We start from the raw sequence: 22,997 nt of genomic DNA, 5'->3' as shown, positions 1-22,997 counted from the left end.
GGGGAAGAAAATGGGAAGCAAAACAAAAGTAGGTATAGCGATCGCTGCGACTGGAGCGGCAATCTGGGCAGGATCTAAAGTCATTTCAAAGCCTGAAAAACGGCCAGTGAAGCCCTTTTTCGAAGGAGAAAAGCCGCGTGTGTTTGCCCACAGAGGAGGAGCTCATTTAGCGCCCGAAAACACGATGGCTGCATTTCGTCATGCAGCAGAGCTTGGGGTGGATGGATTTGAAATAGATGTGCGCTTAACAAAGGACGAAATCCTTGTCGTTTTTCATGATCGCTTTATTGACCGTACAACAAATGGCGCCGGTAGAATTGCAGATTATACGCTTGAAGAATTAAAAGAGTTTGACTTAGGTTTTCACTTTCGTGATCTTCAAGGGGCTCAAAGCTATCGTGGTAAGGGTGAAAAAATTGTTACCTTGCAGGAACTGCTGGAAGCTTACCCGGATAAATTGATCAATATTGATATGAAAGAAGATCCTGATACCTATGAAGGAAGCCTCCTACCTTCTAAACTATGGAGACTGATTGAAAAACTAGGTGTTGAGGATCGTGTGCTTATTACAAGCTTTTATGATGAGCAAATCGACCGATTCTCTCTTTACGCTCAAGGGCGGGTTGTTGTCGGTGCGGGTGAAAATGAAGCGAAAAAAGCTTTTTCATTATTCAAAAGCGGCTTTGGTCACCTGTATCATCCGCGCGCCGATGTCCTTCAAATTCCAACAAAATACGGCATTCTGCCATTGGACTCACAAACCTTTATCGAATTTTTAACATCGCTAAATATTCATGTTGAATACTGGACAGTAAATGATGTAGAAACGATGGATCGTCTTCTTCGGTATGGGGCACATGGCATTATTACCGACAGACCTGACATTGCCATGCAGCTTATTGCTCATGATGAATCATAATAAATAAAGATAAGCCGACTTGTCAAAAAGTCGGCTTATCTTTATTTATTGCTCAGAGCATAAAACTATGCTGAGCAAGAACATCCTCCTCCAGAGCCACAGCCTCCGCTGCATCCCGATTGAGAATCGAAAAATGGATTACCTGTTGGAATTTTAACGTTTTCAGATACTGAGCGCCCTATGAGCACACTCACTTCATCAAGAAGTGATTGAAGACTATTCTCCGCTACTCGAAATGCTGCAACGAGAGGATCCATGTCCATATCACGCTTCATTTCACGTATTTCTTTATTCACTCTGCTGTAATCAGGATGGTACCGTCCAAAACGCTGAACCTCTTCATATAAATCTTTCAGTTTAACGAATCGATAAATTTTGTCCATCGACTCTTTTGAGGATTTAAGCGATCTATATTGTAGCAGGTATTGTTTTGCTATATCTGAAGCTATGATCATATCGGACAGTTCATCCGAAAGGTCAAGCAGTTCAATTCGTTCCATTGTTGCAAACATATCTTCACCTCCATGACTTTATTCTACCATGATTAATCATAAATTGGTAAATCAATGATCATCACTACCTCCAATATGTCATGTAGGATTCATTCTTCGTTTCATTATTAGGTCTGTTTGGTTGATCATTTGTTGGTTTAAATTGAGTAAGCAAGCTTGAAATCATTTCAAGTGCATCTTTAAACTGTGCTAAATATTGCTCTATTTGCTGCTCATCCAACGATTGCAAACGACCTTTCACCGATTGGATCCAGTCGTTTGATTGCTTATTTTTCTCTTTTTTCCCTTCATATTCTGTATACCATCTTGAATCGTCATCGCCAAACAAATACCATTCCTCAAACATTTCTTGCCACGTCTTATTTTCCTTGCGCACATAGTGTATTAAATGAGGATTTTTAAGAAGAAATTCTTTAAACTTTTGTATTTGACGTTCACGGTCCTCCATGATCATCTCTCCCCGAATTTTTAATAGTATATGATACATCAACAAAATTGGGTAAGATCTTTTACAGATGGTTTTACAACCTGATAATGTTATGATGAACCCGTTATAACATTTATTGGGAGGCTTTGTTCATATAAGGGATGAAAAAATTGCTTTAACAGGAGATATATTAAAATGTGGGTCAGAAGAAGATACACAAGTGCTTCACCGAGTTGTTAAAGGGTTAAAAGAAAAGCGTGAAAGCATCTATTCTTCGTATATCGGAGCTATACTTAATATGAATTGGGATGCTGCATCTTTCAATAGTACAGTCTCATTCCCGATCACTCCAGCGCTTTTTAACTCACTAAGGATTGTTCATGGAGGAGTAACCGCCACAATGATTGATTCCGCAATGAGGATATTAGCCAATCAATTGGTGCCCGAAGGCTATGGTGCCGTAACCAATCAACTAAATGTTCACTACATTGCAACCATTCGAGGGGGAAAAATGACATCAACAGCAAACCTTCTTCATCAAGGCAACCGCACAATCGCGTTAGAAGGGGGCTATTCTCTGTGAAAATGGAAAACGTCTAGCTCATGCTACGGCTTCATTGTTTATTTTTGATAAAAGCTCCTCCGTTTTTCTAAAAAAACATCTGTTTAGCTTACAGAGATTAAACAGATGTTTTGTGTTACTCTAAAACTTCCTCTTCTTCGTTTTCAATTTTGATAAAAATTTGAGTATAGTAATCGCTTATAACCCCTACACCCATTTGTGTAAAATCATCACTCAGCATGGTTGCACGATGTTTTTCAGAATTTATCCACGCATGGACAACAGCAAATGCATCCGTATAATTAGATGCAATATTTTCACCTGCAATCTCATACGTAAGCATCGTTTCATCTAATCGATCTGCAAGTGCAGCATCAGTCGAGGATTCCCGAGAATAAAATACGTCTTCTTGCATCTTTTGGCTATGACTTCTTGCAATAACCGCAATCCTTTCTTCCCATTCTAAAGGAGCTAACCCTTCATTTAACCTTATTATATTTGACATATCAAATATTTGTCTTTCATAGGCTGCGTCAATCTGCTGTTGCTCTTGCTCTGCTATAGTAACCTCAGGTAAATCACCGCGATAAGCAAGTTCATAAGGTCTTTGATTGATTAAAGTTTCAATATCTAAAAACTGAACCCCTAGAATTTTTCCCGTGTATTGATCGATATATAACTGTGCATATACTTCCCCAAATGGAATTAATAAACGGGTATGAAGATCCTCTTCAGATAATTCAAATTGATAAATACCATCCTCGCTTTCAACAACAACTTCACTATTAATCATTGTAAAGCGATAGATTTCATCAATCGGCTGCCCAATATAATATGGCGAGACGTCAACGCCTTCTCCCATTACATAAACCGATCGGATAATACCATTTGTTACACCAATTTGCATATAGCCTTCTGCTCCCCTATTGTAAATCCACCAATCCAAATAATAATCCCCGGCGTCCACTCGATCAGGCTCGCCCCATTGTTCCGTATAAGCATTTATATCTTTACCTATGTACACTGATAGTCCTGATTTCGGTCTTGTAAGACCATCTGATATAGCCGGGGCGGATGTATCGGGAGTCATTTCTTTCCTTGGTTTTTCTGTTAATTGGTTTTCTAGTACATCATTTTCCTGAATGGAGGGATTACGATAAAAACCAATTAAAAACACAAAAACAATTACGACAAGAATCCTCATGAGTGTTTTCAATAATGCCCCTCCCCTCAAATAACTTACTCCTTTTATTATACACATCCAAATCTAAGCTGAATAGAATGGTTCATACTTTTGACCCATTCAATGATTTGCCACAAATATACGGAATTCATTCAGACACAATTGCATGTTCCCTTTTTTTCGACTATTATTAAGCTAGAGAAGATTGAAATAACAATCAGCCAATGACATATAGGAGGGAATTATTCATATGCGCTTTGAAAATACAGGCATTGAAACACTTGTAGTAGAATTAGACCGCTTAGATGAAATTATGAAGGAACATGGATTAATCCGTGCCGGTCAATGGGACTGGGAACGCGTTACATACGATCGAAAATTCCAAATTCGTGAAGGCACTTTCTATCTTCGTATTTTTGGCTATACTGAAGATGGCGATGTTGGCGGTCACGATGCGGATATTAAGCTTCTAACCCCGCTTCTTGGCAAGCATTACTACCCGCACGGCATAGAATATGGAGAAGGCGAAGAATTTCCTGAGCATCTTGTTCAAACATGTGAGAAGGCACTTGCAGCAGTCTACGCAGAACTTTCACTTATTGCTGAAAAATAGTAATAAAAGGGCCATTTAACTAATGGCTCTTTTTTAATTCGATTTATGGATTTTCACATAAGTATCACAAATTCTCCTAATACCGAGACCTCTTTATCAAATCTCCCTAATCTTTGTTATTTACTACTATACTTAATTGCTCTGTCCATTTATATGATGAATCCACATAAAATCAATCGTGACAATCATCTAAAAGAATGTCCTCTCTTACTCATTATTTTCAATTCTGCGAAAGAGGCTCGGATCATTAAAGTAAATTTCAAATTTTAACATTGAGAATTAAAAATAGCCCTATTCCTTCTATTATCAAGGAATAGGGCTATTTTTATAATCCAAGAATTGCTTTGATGACTGATGTAGTTTCTCCGCCGCTGTACAAAACATACAGGAGCAGGTAAACCATAACTCCAGTAGTGGCGGTAAAAAACCAGATTACAGATGTAATTGGACCGATTTTTCGATGCTTTTTAATTCTATTCTTATAGCCCAGCCAAATCGTAATCAAACCAAAAACGGCACCTGAAGTTGCTAGGATAATATGAAATATCAAAAATACTGTGTAGTAAATTTTGATATCTTCAGGTCCTCCAAACGCGGTATTACCGATAAATATAGTTCGGCTGACATAGAAGACAAAAAAAGTTAATGCGGCAATGGCTGCTGCAAACATCGTTTTTTTATGGGCTTCAATCTTACCCTGCTTGACCAATATCCAACCAACAGCAACCAATACAGCACTTAAAACAATAAAAAACGTACTTATCGTAGGTAATAAGGGTAGTGTCATTCATTTGTCCTCTCTCCATCAAATTCTTTACACATGATTAAACGTTCTTTGGCTCATATAATGAAGCATTTAATGCTTCCTCTTCAGCTCTCTCACGATTGTACCATTCAAAAAATACTTTACCCAGTACAAATGCATATACAAGCTCTTGAATCACTTTCATCACTACGCCACCCACCTGCTGATCCTCAAGCGGCGGCATATTTGTAAATAACTCAGGTCCAGTTAATCCGATTGATGCCAAATTTTGAAGTGTACTTGCAGGAACACAGAGCTCCATCGCTTTAAGCCAAGCTCCCCCATTATAGAACGTATCGTACATAGGTGTATCAGAAAATATAATTAATGCGCAAGCCGGTGTTAAAAGAATTCCAGCTCCAAAAATATAACCGACTTTTTTAAGACCACTAATACGATACTGCTCTCCTAATTGGTTCACTATTGGCCACCACATAAAAATTGCCAAAATAAACAACAACGAGGTGTAAGCAGCATGTAAGTATACATCGATCTTTACCGTGTCAAAAATCGCAGGAATATGGTAAAAAGAAAATATACCATTAAATACGATCAAAGCGATCAGTGGCTTAGTGAAAAATAGAAATAACTGTTTTACAATCGGAACCCTTAACAATGCTCTCCACATATAGGAAGGAATCGCTACAATAAATAAAGCAGGTATGACCAGATAGAAAATGGCCATTTGAATCATATGGACTGAAAACAGAATGTGCCCAAGTAAATCAATTGGTGATCCCTTAACGGCATATGTTAATACCATCGCTGTTATAAAAAGGAACACCTGTCTTTTTGTAAGAGGTTCATTCTCTTTAAATCGACGTCTCCATTTAGTCGCAAGCAAGAAAAAAAGCGCTGTTAATATCAGCATACTAATTAAAAAATATGGACTCCATAGCGCACGAAATCCAAAGATCTCGATGGACATATTGCACCTCCTTTTCTATATCCTTCAACTTTAATCTACCTATATTATAGCCATGCAAAGAGACGACTTCAATGTCTCCTCATGACAATCTATTGAACTCCATAACGAAAAATTGCCGTTTATCTAAAAAAGAGCCAGCCCATAGGCTGACTCTTTTACTTATTACCACCAAACAATTGTCATGAAGGTAATGATAACAATTAAAGCAACTAGTGCACCAGAGTATAGGAATAAAGCAACTGCTCCATGCCCCTTATGACTCATGTGCATGAAGTAATAAAGCTGAAGCACGACTTGTATTCCCGCTAAAAGCAATAAGACAGGAAACACATAATACTTGTCAAATCCTGACATAACCATAATAAAAGCAATAAGCGTCAAGAAAATCATCATTGCAAACGAAGTAACGTGTGCACGCATTTCTTGTCTTGCTTTATTACGTCTGTACTTATAGTTCACTTTCGGGTTCGCTGAAGTAGATCCTGTAGTAGTCGCCATCAGTTTATCCCACCATTCCCATTAAGTATACAACCGTGAAAATGAATACCCAAACAACGTCAATAAAGTGCCAGTATAGAGAAGCTACAAAGAACTTTGGTGCATTGTAAAGGTTAAGTCCACGTCTAGAGTTACGAATCAATAGAAGTATAAACCATCCAAGTCCGATTACAACGTGTGCTCCGTGGAATCCAACAAGCGTATAGAATCCCGATCCAAAAGCACTGCTCGTAAACGTGTGATCAAATGCATGTACATAATGATTAAACTCATAAATTTCAAATCCTAAAAATGCAAGACCAAGGCCTACCGTAATTAGTAACCATGTTTGCATTTTTTTGAAATTGTAGTTTTTCATGTGATACATGGCGTACACACTTGTTAACGAAGACGTCAAAAGCAACATCGTCATAATGAATACAAGCGGCAGTTCAAACATATCTTGCGCAAGAGCATGAGAGTTATCAGGAACTCGATCCTTCAGCGCTAAATATGTAGCGAACAGTGATGCAAAGAGAACTGTTTCTCCACCAAGGAAAAGCCAGAAACCTAAGAACTTATTTTTACCTTCGAGGGTAGTTTTTTCCGGAGATTCCGGCCATGTCTTGGATGTGAATTTTTGTTCCATATCCATTATAGTCTACCCCCTTCTTCATCGTCTTTTTCAAGATCTTCTTTATGAACGTGATAACCATGATCATCTTTGAGTGAACGAACAGCCATAGAGCCGATCGTAATTAACATACCGATTACAAGAACAGGAATAGCCCATCCATACTCTGCTCCATCAGATGCACGCCAGTCAACTTGATACATAGCACCAAATGCTGCAATGAACAATCCAAGTGACATCACGAATGGAATGAATGAATTGTTTGGCATGTGAATATCACCAATTGGTTCTGCAGGCGTCATTCGATCGTTGCCTTCCATTTTTTCAATCCAATATGGATCTAATCCACGTACTAAAGGAAGCTGCTTAAAATTGTAAAATGGCGGCGGTGATGCAATCGCCCATTCAAGCGTACGTCCATCTCCCCAAGGGTCATTTCCAACTCTTTCATTTCGTACTTGAGTAATAATAATATTGTAAATCAATACGAGAACACCTGCAGCCATAAAGAAAGCTCCAACAGTACTAATCGCATTTCCAACTTCAAGCCCCTGGTTCGGAAGGTATTTCCATATACGGCGCGGCATCCCCATTAAACCAAGGAAATGCTGAATAAAGAAAGTAAGATGGAAACCGATTAAGAATAACCAGAATGTGACTTTACCCAATGTTTCATTCAACATTGTTCCAAACATCTTCGGCCAATAGAAGTGTGTTCCTGCTAATAGTCCTAACACTACCCCACCAATAATCACATAATGGAAGTGAGCTACTACAAAATACGTATCATGATACTGATAGTCAGCAGCTGCTACTGCAAGCATTACGCCTGTTACCCCACCCGCAACAAATGATGGAATAAACGCAACAGCATATAGCATTGGTGTGGTAAATTTAATGCTTCCGCCCCACATTGTTAGCATCCAGTTAAAGATTTTAACTCCTGTAGGAACCGCAATGGCCATAGTAGCTACGGCAAAAATTGCATTCGCTGTAGGACCTAGTCCAACGGTAAACATATGGTGAACCCAAACCATGAATCCCAGGAAACCGATTAACACGGTTGCGAAAACCATTGCTGAATAACCGAATAGACGTTTTCTAGAGAATGTAGCAAAAATCTCAGAGAAAATACCAAATGCCGGAAGAATCAGAATGTATACTTCCGGGTGTCCAAAGATCCAGAATAGATGCTCCCAGATGATTGTGTTACCACCCATTGTATGATCAAAGAAATTCGCTCCGAACATACGATCAAACAACATTAGAAACAATCCCACTGTAAGAGGAGGGAATGCAAAAAGAATAAGTGCTGAGGCCACAAATGTTGACCATGTAAATAACGGCATACGCATATAGGTCATGCCTGGTGCACGCATATTAATAATGGTCACGAGGAAGTTAATCCCTGCAATCAATGTACCTGCACCTGAGATTTGAAGACCTAAAACGTAAAAGTCAATTCCATGTCCTTCAGAAGCGAGCGATAATGACGCATAAGATGTCCATCCTGCATCTGGTGCTCCTCCTAAAAACCATGAAAGATTTAGAAATATACCACCAAAGAAAAACAACCAAAAACCAAGTGAATTCAGAAATGGGAATGCTACGTCACGCGCTCCAATCTGAAGTGGTACTACGGCGTTCATAAATGCAAATAGCAGCGGCATGGCTGCCAGGAAAATCATGGTAGTACCATGCATAGTTAATATTTCATTGTATAATCCTGCACTGACAAAATTGCTGTCAGGAACAGCCAATTGGATACGAATCACCATGGCTTCAAGTCCGCCAACCAAGAAGAAGAAACCTCCGGAAATTAAATAGAGTATCGCTATCTTCTTATGGTCGACCGTTGTGAGGTAATCCCACAGGACTGGGAAAAATCCCTTTTTTTGTACAACGGTACTCACTAGTTCTACCTCCCTTGGACGATCTCCATTTTATTCACTGTAAACTTTCAAGCCCATTAAATATTCCGTAAGCGCATCCAAATCTTCATCGGAAAGATCATCTTCGTTATATCCGCCCATTGTATTACCTGGCTTCAAACGATCAGCGTCACGAATCCATTCTTTGATATACGCCTCATGTTGCTCTTCGTCACCTTTATAATCAAGGATTCCCGCAACGCGTGAACGCTCACCCAATGTAGCAAGGTTCGGTCCTTGAGATATTCCAGCTCCTTGAGCCGGAGAAACAGCGTGACAGCCGATACATCCTTGCTCTCCGAATACTTCTTCTCCTCGAGCAGCCAAGTCATTTTGTGGTTCTGGCTCAGCTTCTGCTTCTTGCATCGCTGTAACCCAGTTATCAAAATCTTCTGGAGACAACGTTTGTACTTTAAAGTCCATTAGTGCATGGGATGGACCGCAAAGTTCAGCACATTTACCATAAAATAAGTTGTCTGCTTCTTGAGCTTTTTCACCATCAAAATGAAGGTAGAACGTGTTCATATTTTCTACGTTCGTATCAATCTTTCCTCCAACTGCCGGAATCCAGAATGAGTGCTTTACATCCGAAGCAATAACATTAAAATATACATTTTGATCAGTAGGAACAACTAAGTCCTGAGCAGTCACAATACCTAAATCAGGATAATTGAACTCCCACCAATAAAGATTCGCTCGAACATCTACCACAAGGGCCGTTCGATTTCCTTCTTCATCAACTGCTTCCATTTCTGTCTGATCTGCGAGAATAAACGTAGCAGCAACAGTTGGAACAGCTAAGATAAGTACTAAGATGATTGGAACTACAGTCCAAATAATCTCTAACTTATGACTGCCTTCAACCTGTTTCGGAATCGTATTTTCTCCAACCTTTGCTCGGCGGAATTTTACAATTGAGATCACATAAATAATCATTACAACAATAATGACCACAACCATAATAATCGTACTTAGGAGCATCAGATCATATTGCATCTGAGCCACTTCACCCGCCGGTTGAAGTGCAGATAGGAACGGCTCTCCACAGCCGGACAAAATAAACGCTAACGCCGTAAATAACGGCAAAAGGCGCCATTTCTTTAGCCCATTTTTCATAGCTTAATTAAACCCCTCTTTCATTTAAATATTCTGTTAAAAATGGAGAATGTTCTATATGGATTTCCTATAAGAAAGAATTCCCTCTTCTTAAATGAAAGTGATAAGAACCATTCCGACAAAAAGAATTGTCAAATAGTTCAATGAATACACAAACATTAATGTTGCCCATTTTAGATCGTCCTTCATTTTGTACCCATAGATTGATAATGCTAACCAACCTATATTTAAAATGGTGGCAAGAACTAAAAAAGGTGTTCCAAGTGACGACAGTAAAAATGGTAGCGGCAGTAAAGCAATTACCCAAATAAGCATATGCTTTTTAGTAACCGCAAACCCTTTCACGACAGGCAGCATTGGAATACCCGCTGCTCTGTATTCTTCAACTCTGCGCATCGCAATTGCATAAAAATGAGGCGGCTGCCATACGAACATAATTAAAAATAGCGCTAAAGGCATTGCACCAAGGCCGCCATCAACAGCTGCCCATCCAATTAAAGGAGGCACTGCACCTGAAATACTGCCTACAATCGTATTGCTGACATATTTTCTTTTTGACCACATGGTGTATAGAACCACATAGCTAAAAACACCAATTAACCCAATAATCCCAGCTGTAATTGTTGTCATAAATAGCATGATTTGACCAATTGCAATTAAAACTAATCCTAAAGACAGCACCTTGGAAGCTTGAACGCGTCCCGTAACAGTTGGACGTGTTTTTGTTCTTTCCATCAGGTGATCAATATCACGGTCTATGTAGTTGTTAATGCTGCATGATCCCGCAACAATCAATGATGAACCAACTAGCGTTAGAAATATTGTATCTAATGATACGAGGAAATGGGTATTGGTAAAATATAAAGCCAGCCACAATCCTGTAAATGTGGTAATCAAATTGGAATTAACAATCCCAATTTTAATTAGTGCAAGGAAATCTTTCCAAGCAGTTGTTTCTGGATATTCCGCCCCTTTTACAGCCGCCACAACTCGACTATTTGACACACTTTCCCCTCCTCTCCAAACTTGCTAATACACATGACTACATCTACTATAAAGGATAGCGAACGTGATTTCTATATTTAAAATGAAATTCAGACAACTTCCAACAAGACAGCTGCAGCTAAATGTAACAATTTTTTCACATATTTTATAAACACCTGTGTAATAAATGAAATAATGTTGTGAACAAAGAATATTTATTTTTGTGAAAAAACTATGTCTTCATCAATGGCTAAATTGTGTCACTGAGAAAAAAAAGGTACCATCCTCTCCTTTTCTATTCCATAATAAAAGTGATACTTATATTGAAGAAATTGAAAACAATTGTGCTTTTGCACGAAATCAGCTACAAGAAGGTGAATAACTTGCAACAAAAAGCATTAAAAATATTGGGCATTTTGACTACGCTGGTCATGTTATTCGTGTTGCTTGGCGGAGCGCTCGTAACCAAAACGGATTCAGGAGCAGGTTGTGGTCAATCATGGCCGCTATGCCACGGTGTACTCCTCCCGGAAAATCTGGAATTTGAAACAGTCGTGGAATTATCGCACCGTGTAGTTTCTGCAGTTGCCGGTATTTTAGTTTTACTATTATCAGTATGGTCATGGAGAGCGGTTGGCCATAAGCGTGAAACTAAATTCTTGGCAATTTTAGCTTTTGTCTTTTTAATGGTACAAGCATTGATTGGCGCAGGAGCTGTCGTATGGGGACAATCTGATGTCATTTTAGCTCTGCATTTTGGCATATCTTTAATATCATTTGCCTCAGTCCTATTACTAACTCTTCTCATCTTTGAAGTGGACCGCAAATTTGATGCAAATTCGATTGTTATTGATACGAGGATGAGATTCCATACCATCGGGATAATGCTATATATATTTATCGTTGTCTATTCAGGAGCATTCGTCCGTCACACTGATTCAAACCTTGCTTGTGCTGATTGGCCTTTCTGTACAAATTCTCAGTGGATGTCATTGCCATTAAACACTCCACAATGGATTCAAATGGGGCATCGCCTGGCCGCATTACTAATATTTGTTTGGATTACCTACATTGCGATTATTGCATTCCGTAACTACCAGCATCAAAAAGTCATTTATTATGGCTGGATGATTGCTTTTGGACTTGTATTAGCCCAGGTTACAACAGGTGCTTTCGTTGTTATTACACGGTTGAATCTTATTTTTGCATTATCTCACGCATTAATCATTTCACTTTTGTTTGGATTACTCAGCTACTTTATCCTTCTTATTTCAAGAAGCAAAGCGAATAGTAAAAAAAATGACTGGCAGCTTTAGCTGCCAGTCATTTTTTAGGTATTTTTTTTAAGTCGAATTAATAAATCACCAGGACTTAATGCTTCTCCGTTCTCCACAAATATTTCATCAATTACACCATCAAACGGTGCTTGAACGGTCGTTTCCATTTTCATCGCTTCTGTAATAAGCAAATGATCTCCTCGATGAACTTCGTCCCCTGTTTTCACCACTACTTGAATAACAGTTCCAGGCATCGTAGCACCAAGTTCTTCTTCATTCTTTGGATCTACTTTTCTCTTTGTTAAAATGCTCGATTTAACGCTTTCATCTTTAATTACGACCTCACGCTGCTGTCCATTTAAATCAAAATAAATGACCCTTGTTCCATCTAGTCTTGGTTCACCAATCGAAATAAGTTTCAAAATCAATGTTTTTCCGGTCTCGATCTCTACCTCTATTTCTTCACCCAGCTTCATGCCATAAAAAAACGTTGGAGTATCTAATACGGAAACATCACCAAATTGTTTGTCTGTATTTGTATACTCTTTAAACACCTTCGGATATAACGCATGTGCAATGGCATCGAAATTGGTTACAGGTCGATCAAGTTCTCTGAATAGCTCTTCTTTCAGCTTTTCAAAATCAACATCTTCGAGAAGCTCACCTGGTCTTACAGTAATAGATTCCTTACCTTTTAAAATGACTTCTTGAAGCTTCTCAGGGAAACCATTATGAGGCTGACCAAGATAGCCTGAAAATAGTTCAATTACAGAATCAGGAAAATCGATCATATGCCCTTTCTCAAGTACAGCATCCTCATCAAGATCGTTTTGAACCATGAACAGAGCCATATCACCAACAACCTTTGAAGATGGTGTAACCTTTACGATATCTCCGAACATATGGTTGACACGAGCATACATTTCCTTGACCTCTTCCCAACGGTCGCCAAGTCCAACACCCTTTGCCTGCTGTTGTAAATTACTATATTGTCCACCAGGCATTTCATGCTTGTACACTTCCGTATGAGGTGAATTCATGCCGCTTTCAAAATCCTGATAGTATTTTCTTACATCTTCCCAATAGTGTGATAATTTCTCAGCATTATCAATATCCATAATGAGATTGCGTTTATTGCCCTTTAGCGCATAGTACATCGTGCTTGCTCCAGGCTGAGAAGTTAAGCCTGCCATTGAGCCAAGTGCAGTATCGACAATATCCACGCCTGCTTCAGCTGCTCTAGCATATTGGAATATACCATTTCCGCTTGTATCATGCGTATGAAGGTGTATTGGGAGATCAACAGTTGCTTTTAGTTCAGATATCAATCGATAAGCTGCTTCAGGTTTAAGTAGACCTGCCATATCTTTAATCGCCAAAATATGAGCACCCTGAGCTTCCAGCTCTTTTGCCAGCTTTTTATAATAGTCAATATCATACTTTGAACGGGATGGATCAAGAATATCACCCGTGTAGCAAATTGCCGCTTCAGCGAGCTTGCCTGTATCCCGCACAGCTTTAATTGCTACTTCCATCCCCTGCACCCAGTTCAAGCTATCAAAAATCCGGAAAACATCAATCCCTGCGTAAGCAGATTTCTGAACAAATTCCTGAATCACATTATCAGGGTAATTTTTATAGCCTACTGCATTAGATGCACGAAGCAGCATTTGGAATAAAACATTAGGGATTTTTTCTCTTAATGTCAAAAGTCTCATCCATGGATCTTCTTTTAAGAAACGGTAGGCTACATCGAATGTTGCTCCTCCCCACATTTCAAAGGAGAATAAATCCGACTGCATCCGAGCCGACGCATCCGCAATATTTTTCAAGTCAACCGTTCGAACTCTTGTTGCAAGTAATGATTGATGCGCATCGCGGAAGGTCGTATCCGTTAACAGGACATCCTTTTGTTCTCTAACCCACTGTACTAACCCATCTGCACCTTTTTCATCAAGAATTTGTTTTGTTCCCCTTGGTGGTGCTTCAAGTATGCTAACTTTAGGAATTCGTGCTTTTGGAAATTCGGGTTTACTCTTCTTTTCAATGCCAGGAAACCCATTAATCGTCACATTTCCAATATAGTTCAACATCTTCGTTCCCCGGTCTTTTCTTTTAGGGAACAAGAAAAGCTCAGGAGTTGTATCAATAAAATTTGTATTATAATTCCCTGTTAAAAATGCTTCATGTTTTACCACATTTTCAAGAAACGGAATATTTGTTTTGATTCCGCGAATTCGGAATTCTTGAAGATTTCTGACCATTTTAGCTGCAGCTTGATCAAAGGTAAGTGCCCACGTTGATACTTTTACCAAAAGGGAGTCGTAGTGTGAAGAAATGACTGCCCCTTGATACGCATTTCCGGCATCTAAACGAACACCAAACCCGCCGCCAGAACGATAAGCCATAATTCTTCCCGTATCCGGCATAAATCCGTTTAATGGATCCTCCGTTGTAACACGTGATTGAATTGCGAATCCGTTTAATTGTATGTTTTCTTGAAGGGGGATTCCCATACGATCACTATGTAAGAAATGACCTTCTGCAATTAAAATTTGTGATTGAACAATGTCAACACCAGTTATCATTTCAGTAATGGTATGTTCAACCTGAACACGTGGATTTACCTCGATAAAATAAAATTTGTCATTAGCCACAAGGAACTCTACAGTTCCTGCATTGATGTAGTTTACATTATTGGCCAGTTTCACTGCCGCTTCACAAATTTCATTCCTAAGCTCTTCAGTCAGAGAAAGGGAAGGGGCTACCTCCACTACTTTTTGGTGTCGGCGTTGAACTGAGCAATCCCGCTCGTAAAGATGAATAATATTACCATCTTTATCACCTAGAATCTGGACTTCAATATGCTTTGGGTTTTCGATATACTTTTCAACATATACCTCATCGTTTCCAAAGGCCGCTTTGGCTTCAGACTTCGCCCGATTGTACGATTCTTTCATATCATTTGCCGATCGAACAATCCTCATCCCTCTACCGCCACCGCCAAGAGAAGCTTTAATAATAAAAGGGAAGCCGTGTTCTTTGCCGAATTTTTCTATTTCCTCTAGGTTCGATACAGGGCCATCAGTACCAGGGATTACAGGGATACCCGCATTAACTGCCTGCTGTCTCGCTTTCACCTTATCTCCGAACATATCCAAATGCTTTGAATTAGGACCGATAAATACGATCCCTTCTTCCTCACAACGTCTTGCAAAGTGGATGTTTTCAGAAAGAAAGCCATATCCGGGATGAATTGCATCCACATTAGCCTTCAAGGCTATTTCAATGATTCCTTCTATATCAAGGTAAGCATCAATCGGTTTTTTCCCCTCACCGACTAAATATGCTTCGTCCGCTTTGTAACGATGATACGATCCGCTATCCTCTTTTGAATAAATAGCTACTGTCCTTACACTTAATTCTGTACAAGCACGAAATACACGTATGGCAATTTCACCACGGTTTGCTACCAGGATTTTTTGAATATTCTTCAATGAAACAACCTCCTTCTTAATCTATTAATCACGCACAGGTAAAAGGTGATTGATATGCCCGTGCGAACTTACCCTCTTACCCTCGTCCAGTCTTTCTCGTTGCGTTGTAGCGCGGGACAGCTTTCACTTCCGCTTGTTTTGGAATAGATTCTTTTTCTCCATTACGGTATTTTTCTTCATATTTTACAAACATAGAGACATTTAATAAAACACCCATAGCTAGAGAAAGTAAAATTAATGATGAACCTCCATAGCTAATGAAAGGAAGCGGCACACCTGTTATCGGAATCAAGCCGGACATGCCACCTAGATTAATAAAGGCTTGTATGCCGATCATACTCGCAATCCCAATCGCCAACATTCGTCCAAATCGGTCGCGGCTTCTAATTCCGATGTAAATACCTCTTAGGACAATATAGCCAAGCCCGAGCAGAACAAAGCTAACTCCAAAGATCCCTAGCTCTTCTGCGATAATTGCCATAATGAAGTCTGTGTGAGGCTCCGGTAAATACCCAAGCTTTTGTATACTCTGACCAAGACCAGCTCCCCATAAGCCGCCATTACCTATAGCATAATAGGAGCCTACTAGCTGCCACCCATTATCAGTAATGTGACCAAACGGGTCTGTATAAGCAGCAATCCGGCCCATTCTTTCCTCAGAAAAAACTCGAAAAAAGCGATCTTGGAGGAATAAATAGAAAAAGCCAGCTAATACGCCCACAATGCCTAGCCCAATACCCGCCAATTTGAGCATACTTTTCAGCTTCATTCCAGAACCCACCATAACAGTCATGCCAATAATAAAAATAATAGCTGCTGTACCAAAATCAGGCTCTGAAGCTACTAAAACAAACACAAAAGCCAAGACAATGAGAGGTGGCATTACACCACGGTTAAATTCGTCTATATACGATTGCTTGTTCGTATAAACTGCAGCCAAGTATACGATAATTCCTAATTTCGCAAATTCAGAAGGCTGAAGCTGGAACGATCCAATTTCCAACCAGCTTTGAGCATTATTATAATTTGCTCCAAACAAATGAACTGCGCCCAACAATACAAACATTATGCCTACAATAAAAATCGTTATTGGCTTCTCACGATAAAGTTTGTATGGAATTAATGCCATTACACAAAAGCCAATGAATCCTATTATGAGATTGCGAAGCTGTAAATGGTACAAAAAATCACTCGACTGATTTAAACGCTCAACAGCCCAAACGATCCCTGCACTATACACCATCACAACACCAAAAAAACCTAGCAGCAAATATACAACAAGCAACGAGTAATCGTACGACTTAAACATTCGTTTAAGAATAGTCGACATTACTATCAGCTCCAATTATGAAAAATTCGATATACAATGATCATTTCCTGCATTTCTTAAATTTACAAAAAAACCCAAACAATCACATCGTATTGTTTGAGCGGTATGATCTTATTTGTTTGTGAATGCCTCATGAAGCATGGAAAGTTCTCTTTCCAACGAATCCATAAGTGTTTTTCCATCAATTTCATCCACAAGCCCAAGCCTCACAGCAAACTCAATTTCACGAGATAAACCAAACATTTGCGTATCTAATACCTCTTCATAAAGCGGACACTGGGGCATCGTTAAGTTATCCATTTGGACTTTTATTAGCTGAGCGATCTTTTCCGCATCTTTGCGCAAAAGCTCATAGGCTTTTTCTCGATGATCTACTTTGATTTTAGATGTCACATTGATCCCCCCACTCCATACTAAAAGATGGAAATTTATCTATTGAACGTTCAAATTGATCATATAATTTGATTTATAAAACAATAGTCGTTTCTATAAAGTGTAGCGGTTTAATAATGAAAAATCAAGTACAGCAATAGATGGAATCTGCATATTTAATATTTATTTTTTCTTTAAAGGATATGCAGATCATATATCAGTCAAATAATAAAGTTAGATTACGATAAAGCGATTTCATGTGACTTCGTTTATGAACAGTTGTATACTTTTGTTAGATAGAAAGTAAGGGGGCATAGAAATGAATGATACCATTCCATTAATTGGGCTTGTAGAATATCCTATAACGGTCGATCCAGGGGTATGGATTTTTGATGATCGAAAGGTGGATTTACTTACATACTTTGAAGAGGAACGAACAGAGATCAATGAACTTGAGGAATATACAAAAAAAGTTTCTGCTCATTGGTCCAGAGAAATCCAAGAAGGAGCTGCTTTTCCGCCAACCTTAAAAACAGAAAAAAAATTCGAAAAGCAAAAGATCTTAAATGGGACATTTGGGATTCCACTTAAGCCATTCATTGAAAATACAAATCCAAAAGAAGAAGCCTCAAAGCTTTTGATTACAACAAAAGACCAAGAGTTTACTTTTTCATTAGAGGAATCCAAAACGTTTATTCTTGCTTTTTCTAAAGAAGGAAAGCCTCTAAATGAGGACGGACCCATTCATATACTATTTAAAGATGGATCCAACCGAAATGATCCAATAAAAAATGTACAGCGGTTTACTGTTTTATAGGTTTTTTCCTATACGAATAGCAATCATCGTATACAATGATTGCTATTCGTATTTTTTTAATTCCTGCATAACCAGATTATCGAGCTTTTCGGCTGCATTTTGATCGTGTGTTTTATTGTATTGAGGCTCTGCAATGATTTTCGAGCCATAAAACATCACATCACACACTTCATTAATAGAAAGCTCTATAATTGATAACTTTATTGGCTCATCTCCTGTTGATTGTGCTGTCACCCTGGCCTTGGCTGTTCCGCTGATAGAAAAAGTCATTTCATGTGTAATAATTGTTAATGTAGCCAATGGCTGCTTTTTTATATTTTTAATAATTCTCGATCGGTAATCCACTGCTAACAGGATTATTTTCTCATCTTTTGAGTGAACCCATGAGATTGCACTAACATTAGAACCTCCTGTTTCAAAATCAATAGTGGATAACAGTACAAACTGTTCATGAAGCAGTTCCTCATAAAATGCCGGGGTCAACCGGTCGTTAACTAGATTTTCCATAAAACATCATTTTTGGTAGCATTATACAATACCACCACTCGTTTTACACTTCCTTTTCCACTATACTCTTTATCATCCAAATAACTATCCCATCCTTTATCACGCACACTGACCTGCCATGCTATACTAAGGATATAAAAATTGGATTATGCTGCTATAGGAGGAATAGACCATGAGAGTAAAATGCTTTATTTGCGATAAAATTGAAACGATCGATGATTTCAGTCCATTAGCAAAAAAATTGCGAAATCGTCCCATCCATACCTATTTGTGCGACGAATGCAATAGCCGTATTGAAGAAAAAACAAAAAAGAGAATTGCAACCGGCAATTTTAAATTTTACAAAAGTTCACAGGAAATTGAGGACGATTTTTAGTGCTGCTAAAGGGCTTATGGATCGGTGTTTGGTCAGGTATTGTTCTAGGATTTTATTTAAAAGTAATGGAGATGCTTACCGGCATCAAGGTGTATACCTTATTACTAAACATTGATTTTATTCCTTTATTGGGAAGTGTTAGCTTTCCAGAGTGGATTGAATTCTTCTTTCATTTAATCGTCTCTATCATTATTGGTATTTTATATGTTTATAGCTTAAACTTTTTTCACAATACAGGCAAAAAACAATGGTTATTTGCACTTATTCTAACGTTACCGACCATTTTTTTATTTTTCCCTTTATCGATACTTTCCATTAAAGAAGTTCCTGAGATAGATGATTTTCCTGCTTTTTTATTATGGACCTCCGGACATTTAATTTATTTTTTCACATTGCCACCGCTATATATATGGTTGGTTAAACATCAACACAACACATAAAAACCAATTAAATACAAAAGATACGGGATGCAGCAGATTACTGCATCCCGTATCTTTTCAATTTTGCATGTATTATAGGAATTCCCAAACGGATCATCCTCTCGTTATGCCAAATCCCCAAAATCATATTACAACTTTACGTACTGCTTTTTTCATAAGCCTCAATATATTGATCATATTGTATTGTCAGAGCGATCTCGTCCCATCCATTCAAGAGCATCTGTTTCCAATAAGGATCAATATCAAATGAGTAAGATTCTCCTTTTTGGCCTTTAACGATTTGTTCTTCAAGATGAACAGTCAGTTCATACGCTTCATTTTTCCCTGCATTCAGTAATTGCTCAACTGCTTTTTCAGATAATCTGACTGGCAAGACCCCATTCTTTACACAGTTATTATAAAAAATGTCTGCAAAGCTTGGTGCAATGATTACTTTAAACCCAAAATCCATCAATGCCCAAGGTGCATGTTCTCTTGATGAACCGCATCCAAAATTGTCGTTTGCCACCAATATTGTAGAACCTTTAAATATAGGATTATTTAATACAAAGGATGGGTTTTCCGTTCCATCCTCTTTGAAACGCCAGCCATAGAAAAGATATTTTCCAAATCCTGTCCGTTCAATTCTTTTTAGAAATTGTTTGGGAATAATCTGATCCGTATCAACATTAATTCGATCAAGAGGACTAAGTACGCTTGTCACTATGTTTATTGGTTCCATCCTACTCCTCCGTTCTGATTAAAATTAAACACATACCGGCAGCATATTTCTAACATCAACAAATCTGCCTTCCACTGCAGCAGCAGCAGCCATTACAGGACTCACAAGATGCGTTCTTGCCCCTGCACCTTGTCTGCCTTCAAAATTCCGATTAGACGTCGATGCACAGCGCTCACCAGCTGGTACCACATCCTCATTCATAGCAAGACACATACTGCAGCCTGATTCACGCCATTCAAAGCCGGCCTCAATAAACACCTTATCTAATCCCTCAGCCTCAGCTTTTGCTTTTACAGACCGTGAACCTGGAACTACGATTGCTGTTACCCTGTCGTGAACCTTTCTTCCTTCCACCACAGAAGCAGCAGCACGTAAATCACTAATTCTGGAGTTCGTACATGAGCCAATAAATACATGCTGAATTTCAATGGATGTCAGCGGCATGCCTTCTTCAAGATCCATATACGTTAATGCCTGCTTTAGTTCTTCTTTCTCTGATTGACCTGCCAAGTCTTTTGCATATGGTACGCTTTTAGTGATTCCGGAACCCATAGAAGGATTCGTTCCCCATGTAACGTAAGGTTCAATTTCAGATGTGTGAATTTCAAGCATTTTATCATACACTGCATCTTCATCTGATGCAAACGATGTCCATTTTTCTGCTAGCTTTTCAAACTCTTCTCCATCCGGAACATGTGCGCGACCTTTTAAATAATCGACCGTTTTTTGATCGGGGCTAATTAAACCAGCTCTAGCTCCAGCTTCAATTGACATATTACAAATCGTCATTCTTTCTTCCATTGAGAAATTACGAATCGCTTCACCGGTATATTCAACAATATGACCTGTCCCAACATCTACACCGAATTTTGCAATTATCGCTAAAATAACGTCCTTCGATGTAACGCCATAGCCTAGCTCACCAACTATTTTAATTTCCATTGTTTTCGGTTTTGATTGCCAAAGCGTCTGTGTTGATAATACGTGCTCAACCTCGCTCGTGCCGATACCAAAAGCCAGTGCCCCAAATGCACCGTGTGTTGATGTATGGCTGTCTCCGCATACAATTGTTTTTCCAGGCTGAGTCAATCCGAGCTCAGGACCAATAACGTGAACAATCCCTTGATCCGGGTGATCCATATGAGCAAGCGGAACACCAAACTCCTGACAGTTTTCAGCAAGTGTTTTAATTTGCTTTCTTGAAACAGGATCAGAAATATTCGTCCGATTTCTTGTTGGAACATTGTGATCCATCGTAGCAAAGCTTAAATCTGGTCGACGAACCTTCCTGCCATTTATTCGCAGCCCCTCAAATGCTTGTGGAGACGTAACCTCGTGAAGTAAATGAAGATCAATATAAAGCAGATCCGGCTTTCCCTTTTCTTCGTATACTATATGCTGTTCCCAAATCTTCTCGATAATCGTTTTTGACATTCTTTAACCTCCTTATCACACGTAGGCTGACAAAATGTGGTCAGACACCGACTCACGTTCCAGCTCTTCAATTACTTTTTCAGTAAATTCGCTTGTTGACAGTACCCGGTATCCGTCCTGCTTCATATCACTCGTACAATATCCATCTTCATATACACTAAAGACAGCTTCTTCAATAGATGAGGCTTCTGTTTCCATCCCAAATGAATACTTTAACATCATAGCTACTGAAAGTATGGCTGCTGCCGGATTAGCTAGTCCTTTACCTGCAATATCAGGAGCTGATCCATGTACAGGCTCATAAAGACCAAATCCGTCTGCACGAATACTGGCGGAAGGAAGCATACCTAATGATCCTGTAATTACAGAGGCTTCATCACTTAAAATGTCACCAAATAAATTTTCCGTTACCACTACATCGAACATAGATGGATTTGTGATCAGCTTCATTGCCGCAGCATCTACAAGTAAATGATCAAGCTCTACGTCTGGATACTTCAATTTTTTTTGTTCAACAACCTCTCGCCAAAGCTTACTTGATTCTAGTACATTCGCTTTATCAACAGAGGTTACTTTGCCTCTTCTTAATCTTGCAAGCTCAAAAGCCTTTTCAACAATACGCTCGATTTCCTCTCGAGAATAAACAAGGGTATCAACAGCACCATTATCCGTTTTTCGTTTTGGTTCCCCAAAATAAAGTCCACCTGTTAACTCACGAACGATCATCATATCAACGCTTTTCACGACATCCTCTTTTAGTGGAGAAGCAGAGATTATACCTGGAATCGCCTTGACTGGACGGAGATTCGCAAAAAGATCAAAATGCTTCCGGATTGCTAAAAGTCCTTTTTCCGGTCTTAAGTGGGAGGGGTTTTGATCCCATTTTAGTCCGCCTACAGCACCAAGTAAAATGGCATCACTATTTTCACACAGATCAATGGTGTCTTGAGGGAGAGGATGACCTTTTTGGTCAATCGCATCTCCTCCAATTAGTCCAGTATTAACATGGTAACGGTGATTATATCTTCTGCCTATTGCCTGTAATACCTTTAACGCTGACTCTGTGACTTCTTTACCTATACCATCACCTGGTAATACTGCAATTGTTTTTTCCATGGTTCTTTCCCCCTCGTTG

24 protein-coding genes are annotated in these 22,997 nt (G+C 39.0%); 7 read left to right on the top strand and 17 right to left on the bottom strand.

Annotated features, from left to right (window positions below):
• The first annotated feature begins 10 nt into the window (after window positions 1–10).
• The gene (locus KP78_RS10785; RefSeq protein ID WP_041088844.1) at window positions 11–919 is read left to right on the top strand and encodes a glycerophosphodiester phosphodiesterase family protein; all 909 of its coding nucleotides are present in this window, start codon (window positions 11–13) and stop codon (window positions 917–919) included.
• Window positions 920–984: 65 nt separating this feature from the next.
• On the opposite strand, the gene KP78_RS10780 is transcribed toward KP78_RS10785, so the two are convergent.
• Together KP78_RS10780 and ylbD are read right to left on the bottom strand one after the other, a co-directional pair.
• Entirely contained in the window at window positions 985–1,431 is a 447-nt protein-coding gene (locus tag KP78_RS10780) for a YlbF/YmcA family competence regulator (protein WP_041088842.1), read from the bottom strand.
• Window positions 1,432–1,495: 64 nt separating this feature from the next.
• Window positions 1,496–1,918 carry a YlbD family protein gene (gene ylbD, locus KP78_RS10775; protein ID WP_235420905.1) on the bottom strand — a complete coding sequence of 141 codons (423 nt, stop codon included), beginning with the start codon at window positions 1,916–1,918 and terminating at the stop codon, window positions 1,496–1,498.
• Window positions 1,919–1,994: 76 nt separating this feature from the next.
• Here ylbD and KP78_RS10770 point away from each other — a divergent pair, with 76 nt between their 5' ends.
• Window positions 1,995–2,441: a PaaI family thioesterase gene (locus KP78_RS10770; protein WP_052474767.1), complete on the top strand. Its 447-nt coding sequence runs from the start codon at window positions 1,995–1,997 to the stop codon at window positions 2,439–2,441.
• A gap of 115 nt (window positions 2,442–2,556) precedes the next feature.
• On the opposite strand, the gene KP78_RS10765 is transcribed toward KP78_RS10770, so the two are convergent.
• A complete protein-coding gene (locus KP78_RS10765; protein WP_052474766.1) occupies window positions 2,557–3,636 on the bottom strand; it encodes a CAP domain-containing protein in 1,080 nt (359 codons plus the stop codon).
• 217 nt (window positions 3,637–3,853) lie between these two features.
• On the opposite strand from KP78_RS10765, the gene KP78_RS10760 reads away from it, so the two are divergent.
• Window positions 3,854–4,216 carry a YugN family protein gene (locus KP78_RS10760; protein WP_041088838.1) on the top strand — a complete coding sequence of 121 codons (363 nt, stop codon included), beginning with the start codon at window positions 3,854–3,856 and terminating at the stop codon, window positions 4,214–4,216.
• 325 nt (window positions 4,217–4,541) lie between these two features.
• Here KP78_RS10760 and KP78_RS10755 read toward each other — a convergent pair whose 3' ends face one another.
• From KP78_RS10755 to cyoE, 7 genes are all read right to left on the bottom strand, one after another.
• Entirely contained in the window at window positions 4,542–5,003 is a 462-nt protein-coding gene (locus tag KP78_RS10755; protein ID WP_041088836.1) for a DUF420 domain-containing protein, read from the bottom strand.
• Between the two features lie 37 nt (window positions 5,004–5,040).
• Window positions 5,041–5,949: a cytochrome c oxidase assembly factor CtaG gene (gene ctaG / locus KP78_RS10750; RefSeq protein WP_041088834.1), complete on the bottom strand. Its 909-nt coding sequence runs from the start codon at window positions 5,947–5,949 to the stop codon at window positions 5,041–5,043.
• Between the two features lie 162 nt (window positions 5,950–6,111).
• Window positions 6,112–6,447 carry a cytochrome c oxidase subunit IVB gene (gene ctaF / locus KP78_RS10745; RefSeq protein WP_041088832.1) on the bottom strand — a complete coding sequence of 112 codons (336 nt, stop codon included), beginning with the start codon at window positions 6,445–6,447 and terminating at the stop codon, window positions 6,112–6,114.
• A gap of 4 nt (window positions 6,448–6,451) precedes the next feature.
• The gene (locus KP78_RS10740; RefSeq protein ID WP_041088831.1) at window positions 6,452–7,081 is read right to left on the bottom strand and encodes a cytochrome (ubi)quinol oxidase subunit III; all 630 of its coding nucleotides are present in this window, start codon (window positions 7,079–7,081) and stop codon (window positions 6,452–6,454) included.
• On the bottom strand, window positions 7,081–8,973 hold the full coding sequence (gene ctaD / locus KP78_RS10735) for a cytochrome c oxidase subunit I (protein ID WP_041088829.1): 1,893 nt from the start codon (window positions 8,971–8,973) through the stop codon (window positions 7,081–7,083). Before ctaD ends, KP78_RS10740 begins: the two co-directional genes overlap by 1 nt.
• A 30-nt stretch (window positions 8,974–9,003) precedes the next feature.
• Window positions 9,004–10,107 (bottom strand): cytochrome c oxidase subunit II, encoded by a 1,104-nt coding sequence (gene coxB, locus KP78_RS10730; RefSeq protein ID WP_041088827.1) that lies wholly within the window; start codon window positions 10,105–10,107, stop codon window positions 9,004–9,006.
• 90 nt (window positions 10,108–10,197) lie between these two features.
• Window positions 10,198–11,112 carry a heme o synthase gene (gene cyoE / locus KP78_RS10725; protein WP_041088825.1) on the bottom strand — a complete coding sequence of 305 codons (915 nt, stop codon included), beginning with the start codon at window positions 11,110–11,112 and terminating at the stop codon, window positions 10,198–10,200.
• Window positions 11,113–11,432: 320 nt separating this feature from the next.
• Between cyoE and KP78_RS10720 the strand changes: the two genes are divergently transcribed.
• The gene (locus tag KP78_RS10720) at window positions 11,433–12,407 is read left to right on the top strand and encodes a COX15/CtaA family protein (RefSeq protein ID WP_327063185.1); all 975 of its coding nucleotides are present in this window, start codon (window positions 11,433–11,435) and stop codon (window positions 12,405–12,407) included.
• A gap of 14 nt (window positions 12,408–12,421) precedes the next feature.
• On the opposite strand, the gene pyc is transcribed toward KP78_RS10720, so the two are convergent.
• The 3 genes from pyc to KP78_RS10705 form a co-directional block, all read right to left on the bottom strand.
• Window positions 12,422–15,865 (bottom strand): pyruvate carboxylase, encoded by a 3,444-nt coding sequence (gene pyc / locus KP78_RS10715; protein WP_041088821.1) that lies wholly within the window; start codon window positions 15,863–15,865, stop codon window positions 12,422–12,424.
• Window positions 15,866–15,941: 76 nt separating this feature from the next.
• Entirely contained in the window at window positions 15,942–17,186 is a 1,245-nt protein-coding gene (locus KP78_RS10710; protein ID WP_052474841.1) for an FtsW/RodA/SpoVE family cell cycle protein, read from the bottom strand.
• Between the two features lie 120 nt (window positions 17,187–17,306).
• Complete coding sequence (locus KP78_RS10705; protein ID WP_041088820.1) at window positions 17,307–17,588, bottom strand: Fpa/YlaN family protein; 282 nt, start codon at window positions 17,586–17,588, stop codon at window positions 17,307–17,309.
• Window positions 17,589–17,886: 298 nt separating this feature from the next.
• Here KP78_RS10705 and KP78_RS10700 point away from each other — a divergent pair, with 298 nt between their 5' ends.
• Window positions 17,887–18,384: a hypothetical protein gene (locus KP78_RS10700; protein ID WP_041088818.1), complete on the top strand. Its 498-nt coding sequence runs from the start codon at window positions 17,887–17,889 to the stop codon at window positions 18,382–18,384.
• Window positions 18,385–18,426: 42 nt separating this feature from the next.
• On the opposite strand, the gene KP78_RS10695 is transcribed toward KP78_RS10700, so the two are convergent.
• On the bottom strand, window positions 18,427–18,891 hold the full coding sequence (locus tag KP78_RS10695; RefSeq protein WP_041088816.1) for a pyridoxamine 5'-phosphate oxidase family protein: 465 nt from the start codon (window positions 18,889–18,891) through the stop codon (window positions 18,427–18,429).
• A 172-nt stretch (window positions 18,892–19,063) separates the two neighbouring features.
• On the opposite strand from KP78_RS10695, the gene KP78_RS10690 reads away from it, so the two are divergent.
• Window positions 19,064–19,267: a YlaI family protein gene (locus KP78_RS10690; protein ID WP_041088814.1), complete on the top strand. Its 204-nt coding sequence runs from the start codon at window positions 19,064–19,066 to the stop codon at window positions 19,265–19,267.
• Window positions 19,267–19,707 (top strand): hypothetical protein, encoded by a 441-nt coding sequence (locus tag KP78_RS10685; RefSeq protein ID WP_041088812.1) that lies wholly within the window; start codon window positions 19,267–19,269, stop codon window positions 19,705–19,707. Before KP78_RS10690 ends, KP78_RS10685 begins: the two co-directional genes overlap by 1 nt.
• A 136-nt stretch (window positions 19,708–19,843) precedes the next feature.
• On the opposite strand, the gene leuD is transcribed toward KP78_RS10685, so the two are convergent.
• From leuD to leuB, 3 genes are read right to left on the bottom strand one after another with little or no spacing between them, the layout of a single operon-like run.
• Window positions 19,844–20,428: a 3-isopropylmalate dehydratase small subunit gene (leuD, locus tag KP78_RS10680; RefSeq protein WP_041088810.1), complete on the bottom strand. Its 585-nt coding sequence runs from the start codon at window positions 20,426–20,428 to the stop codon at window positions 19,844–19,846.
• 24 nt (window positions 20,429–20,452) lie between these two features.
• The gene (gene leuC / locus KP78_RS10675) at window positions 20,453–21,862 is read right to left on the bottom strand and encodes a 3-isopropylmalate dehydratase large subunit (protein ID WP_041088809.1); all 1,410 of its coding nucleotides are present in this window, start codon (window positions 21,860–21,862) and stop codon (window positions 20,453–20,455) included.
• A 15-nt stretch (window positions 21,863–21,877) separates the two neighbouring features.
• On the bottom strand, window positions 21,878–22,978 hold the full coding sequence (gene leuB, locus KP78_RS10670; RefSeq protein WP_041088807.1) for a 3-isopropylmalate dehydrogenase: 1,101 nt from the start codon (window positions 22,976–22,978) through the stop codon (window positions 21,878–21,880).
• Window positions 22,979–22,997: the final 19 nt, after the last annotated feature.

Source organism: Jeotgalibacillus soli (assembly GCF_000829435.1).
Classification (GTDB): Bacteria; Bacillota; Bacilli; order Bacillales; family Jeotgalibacillaceae; genus Jeotgalibacillus; species Jeotgalibacillus soli.
The sequence above is the reverse complement of the archived record's forward strand: the minus strand, read 5'-3'. Positions and strand labels throughout refer to the sequence as shown.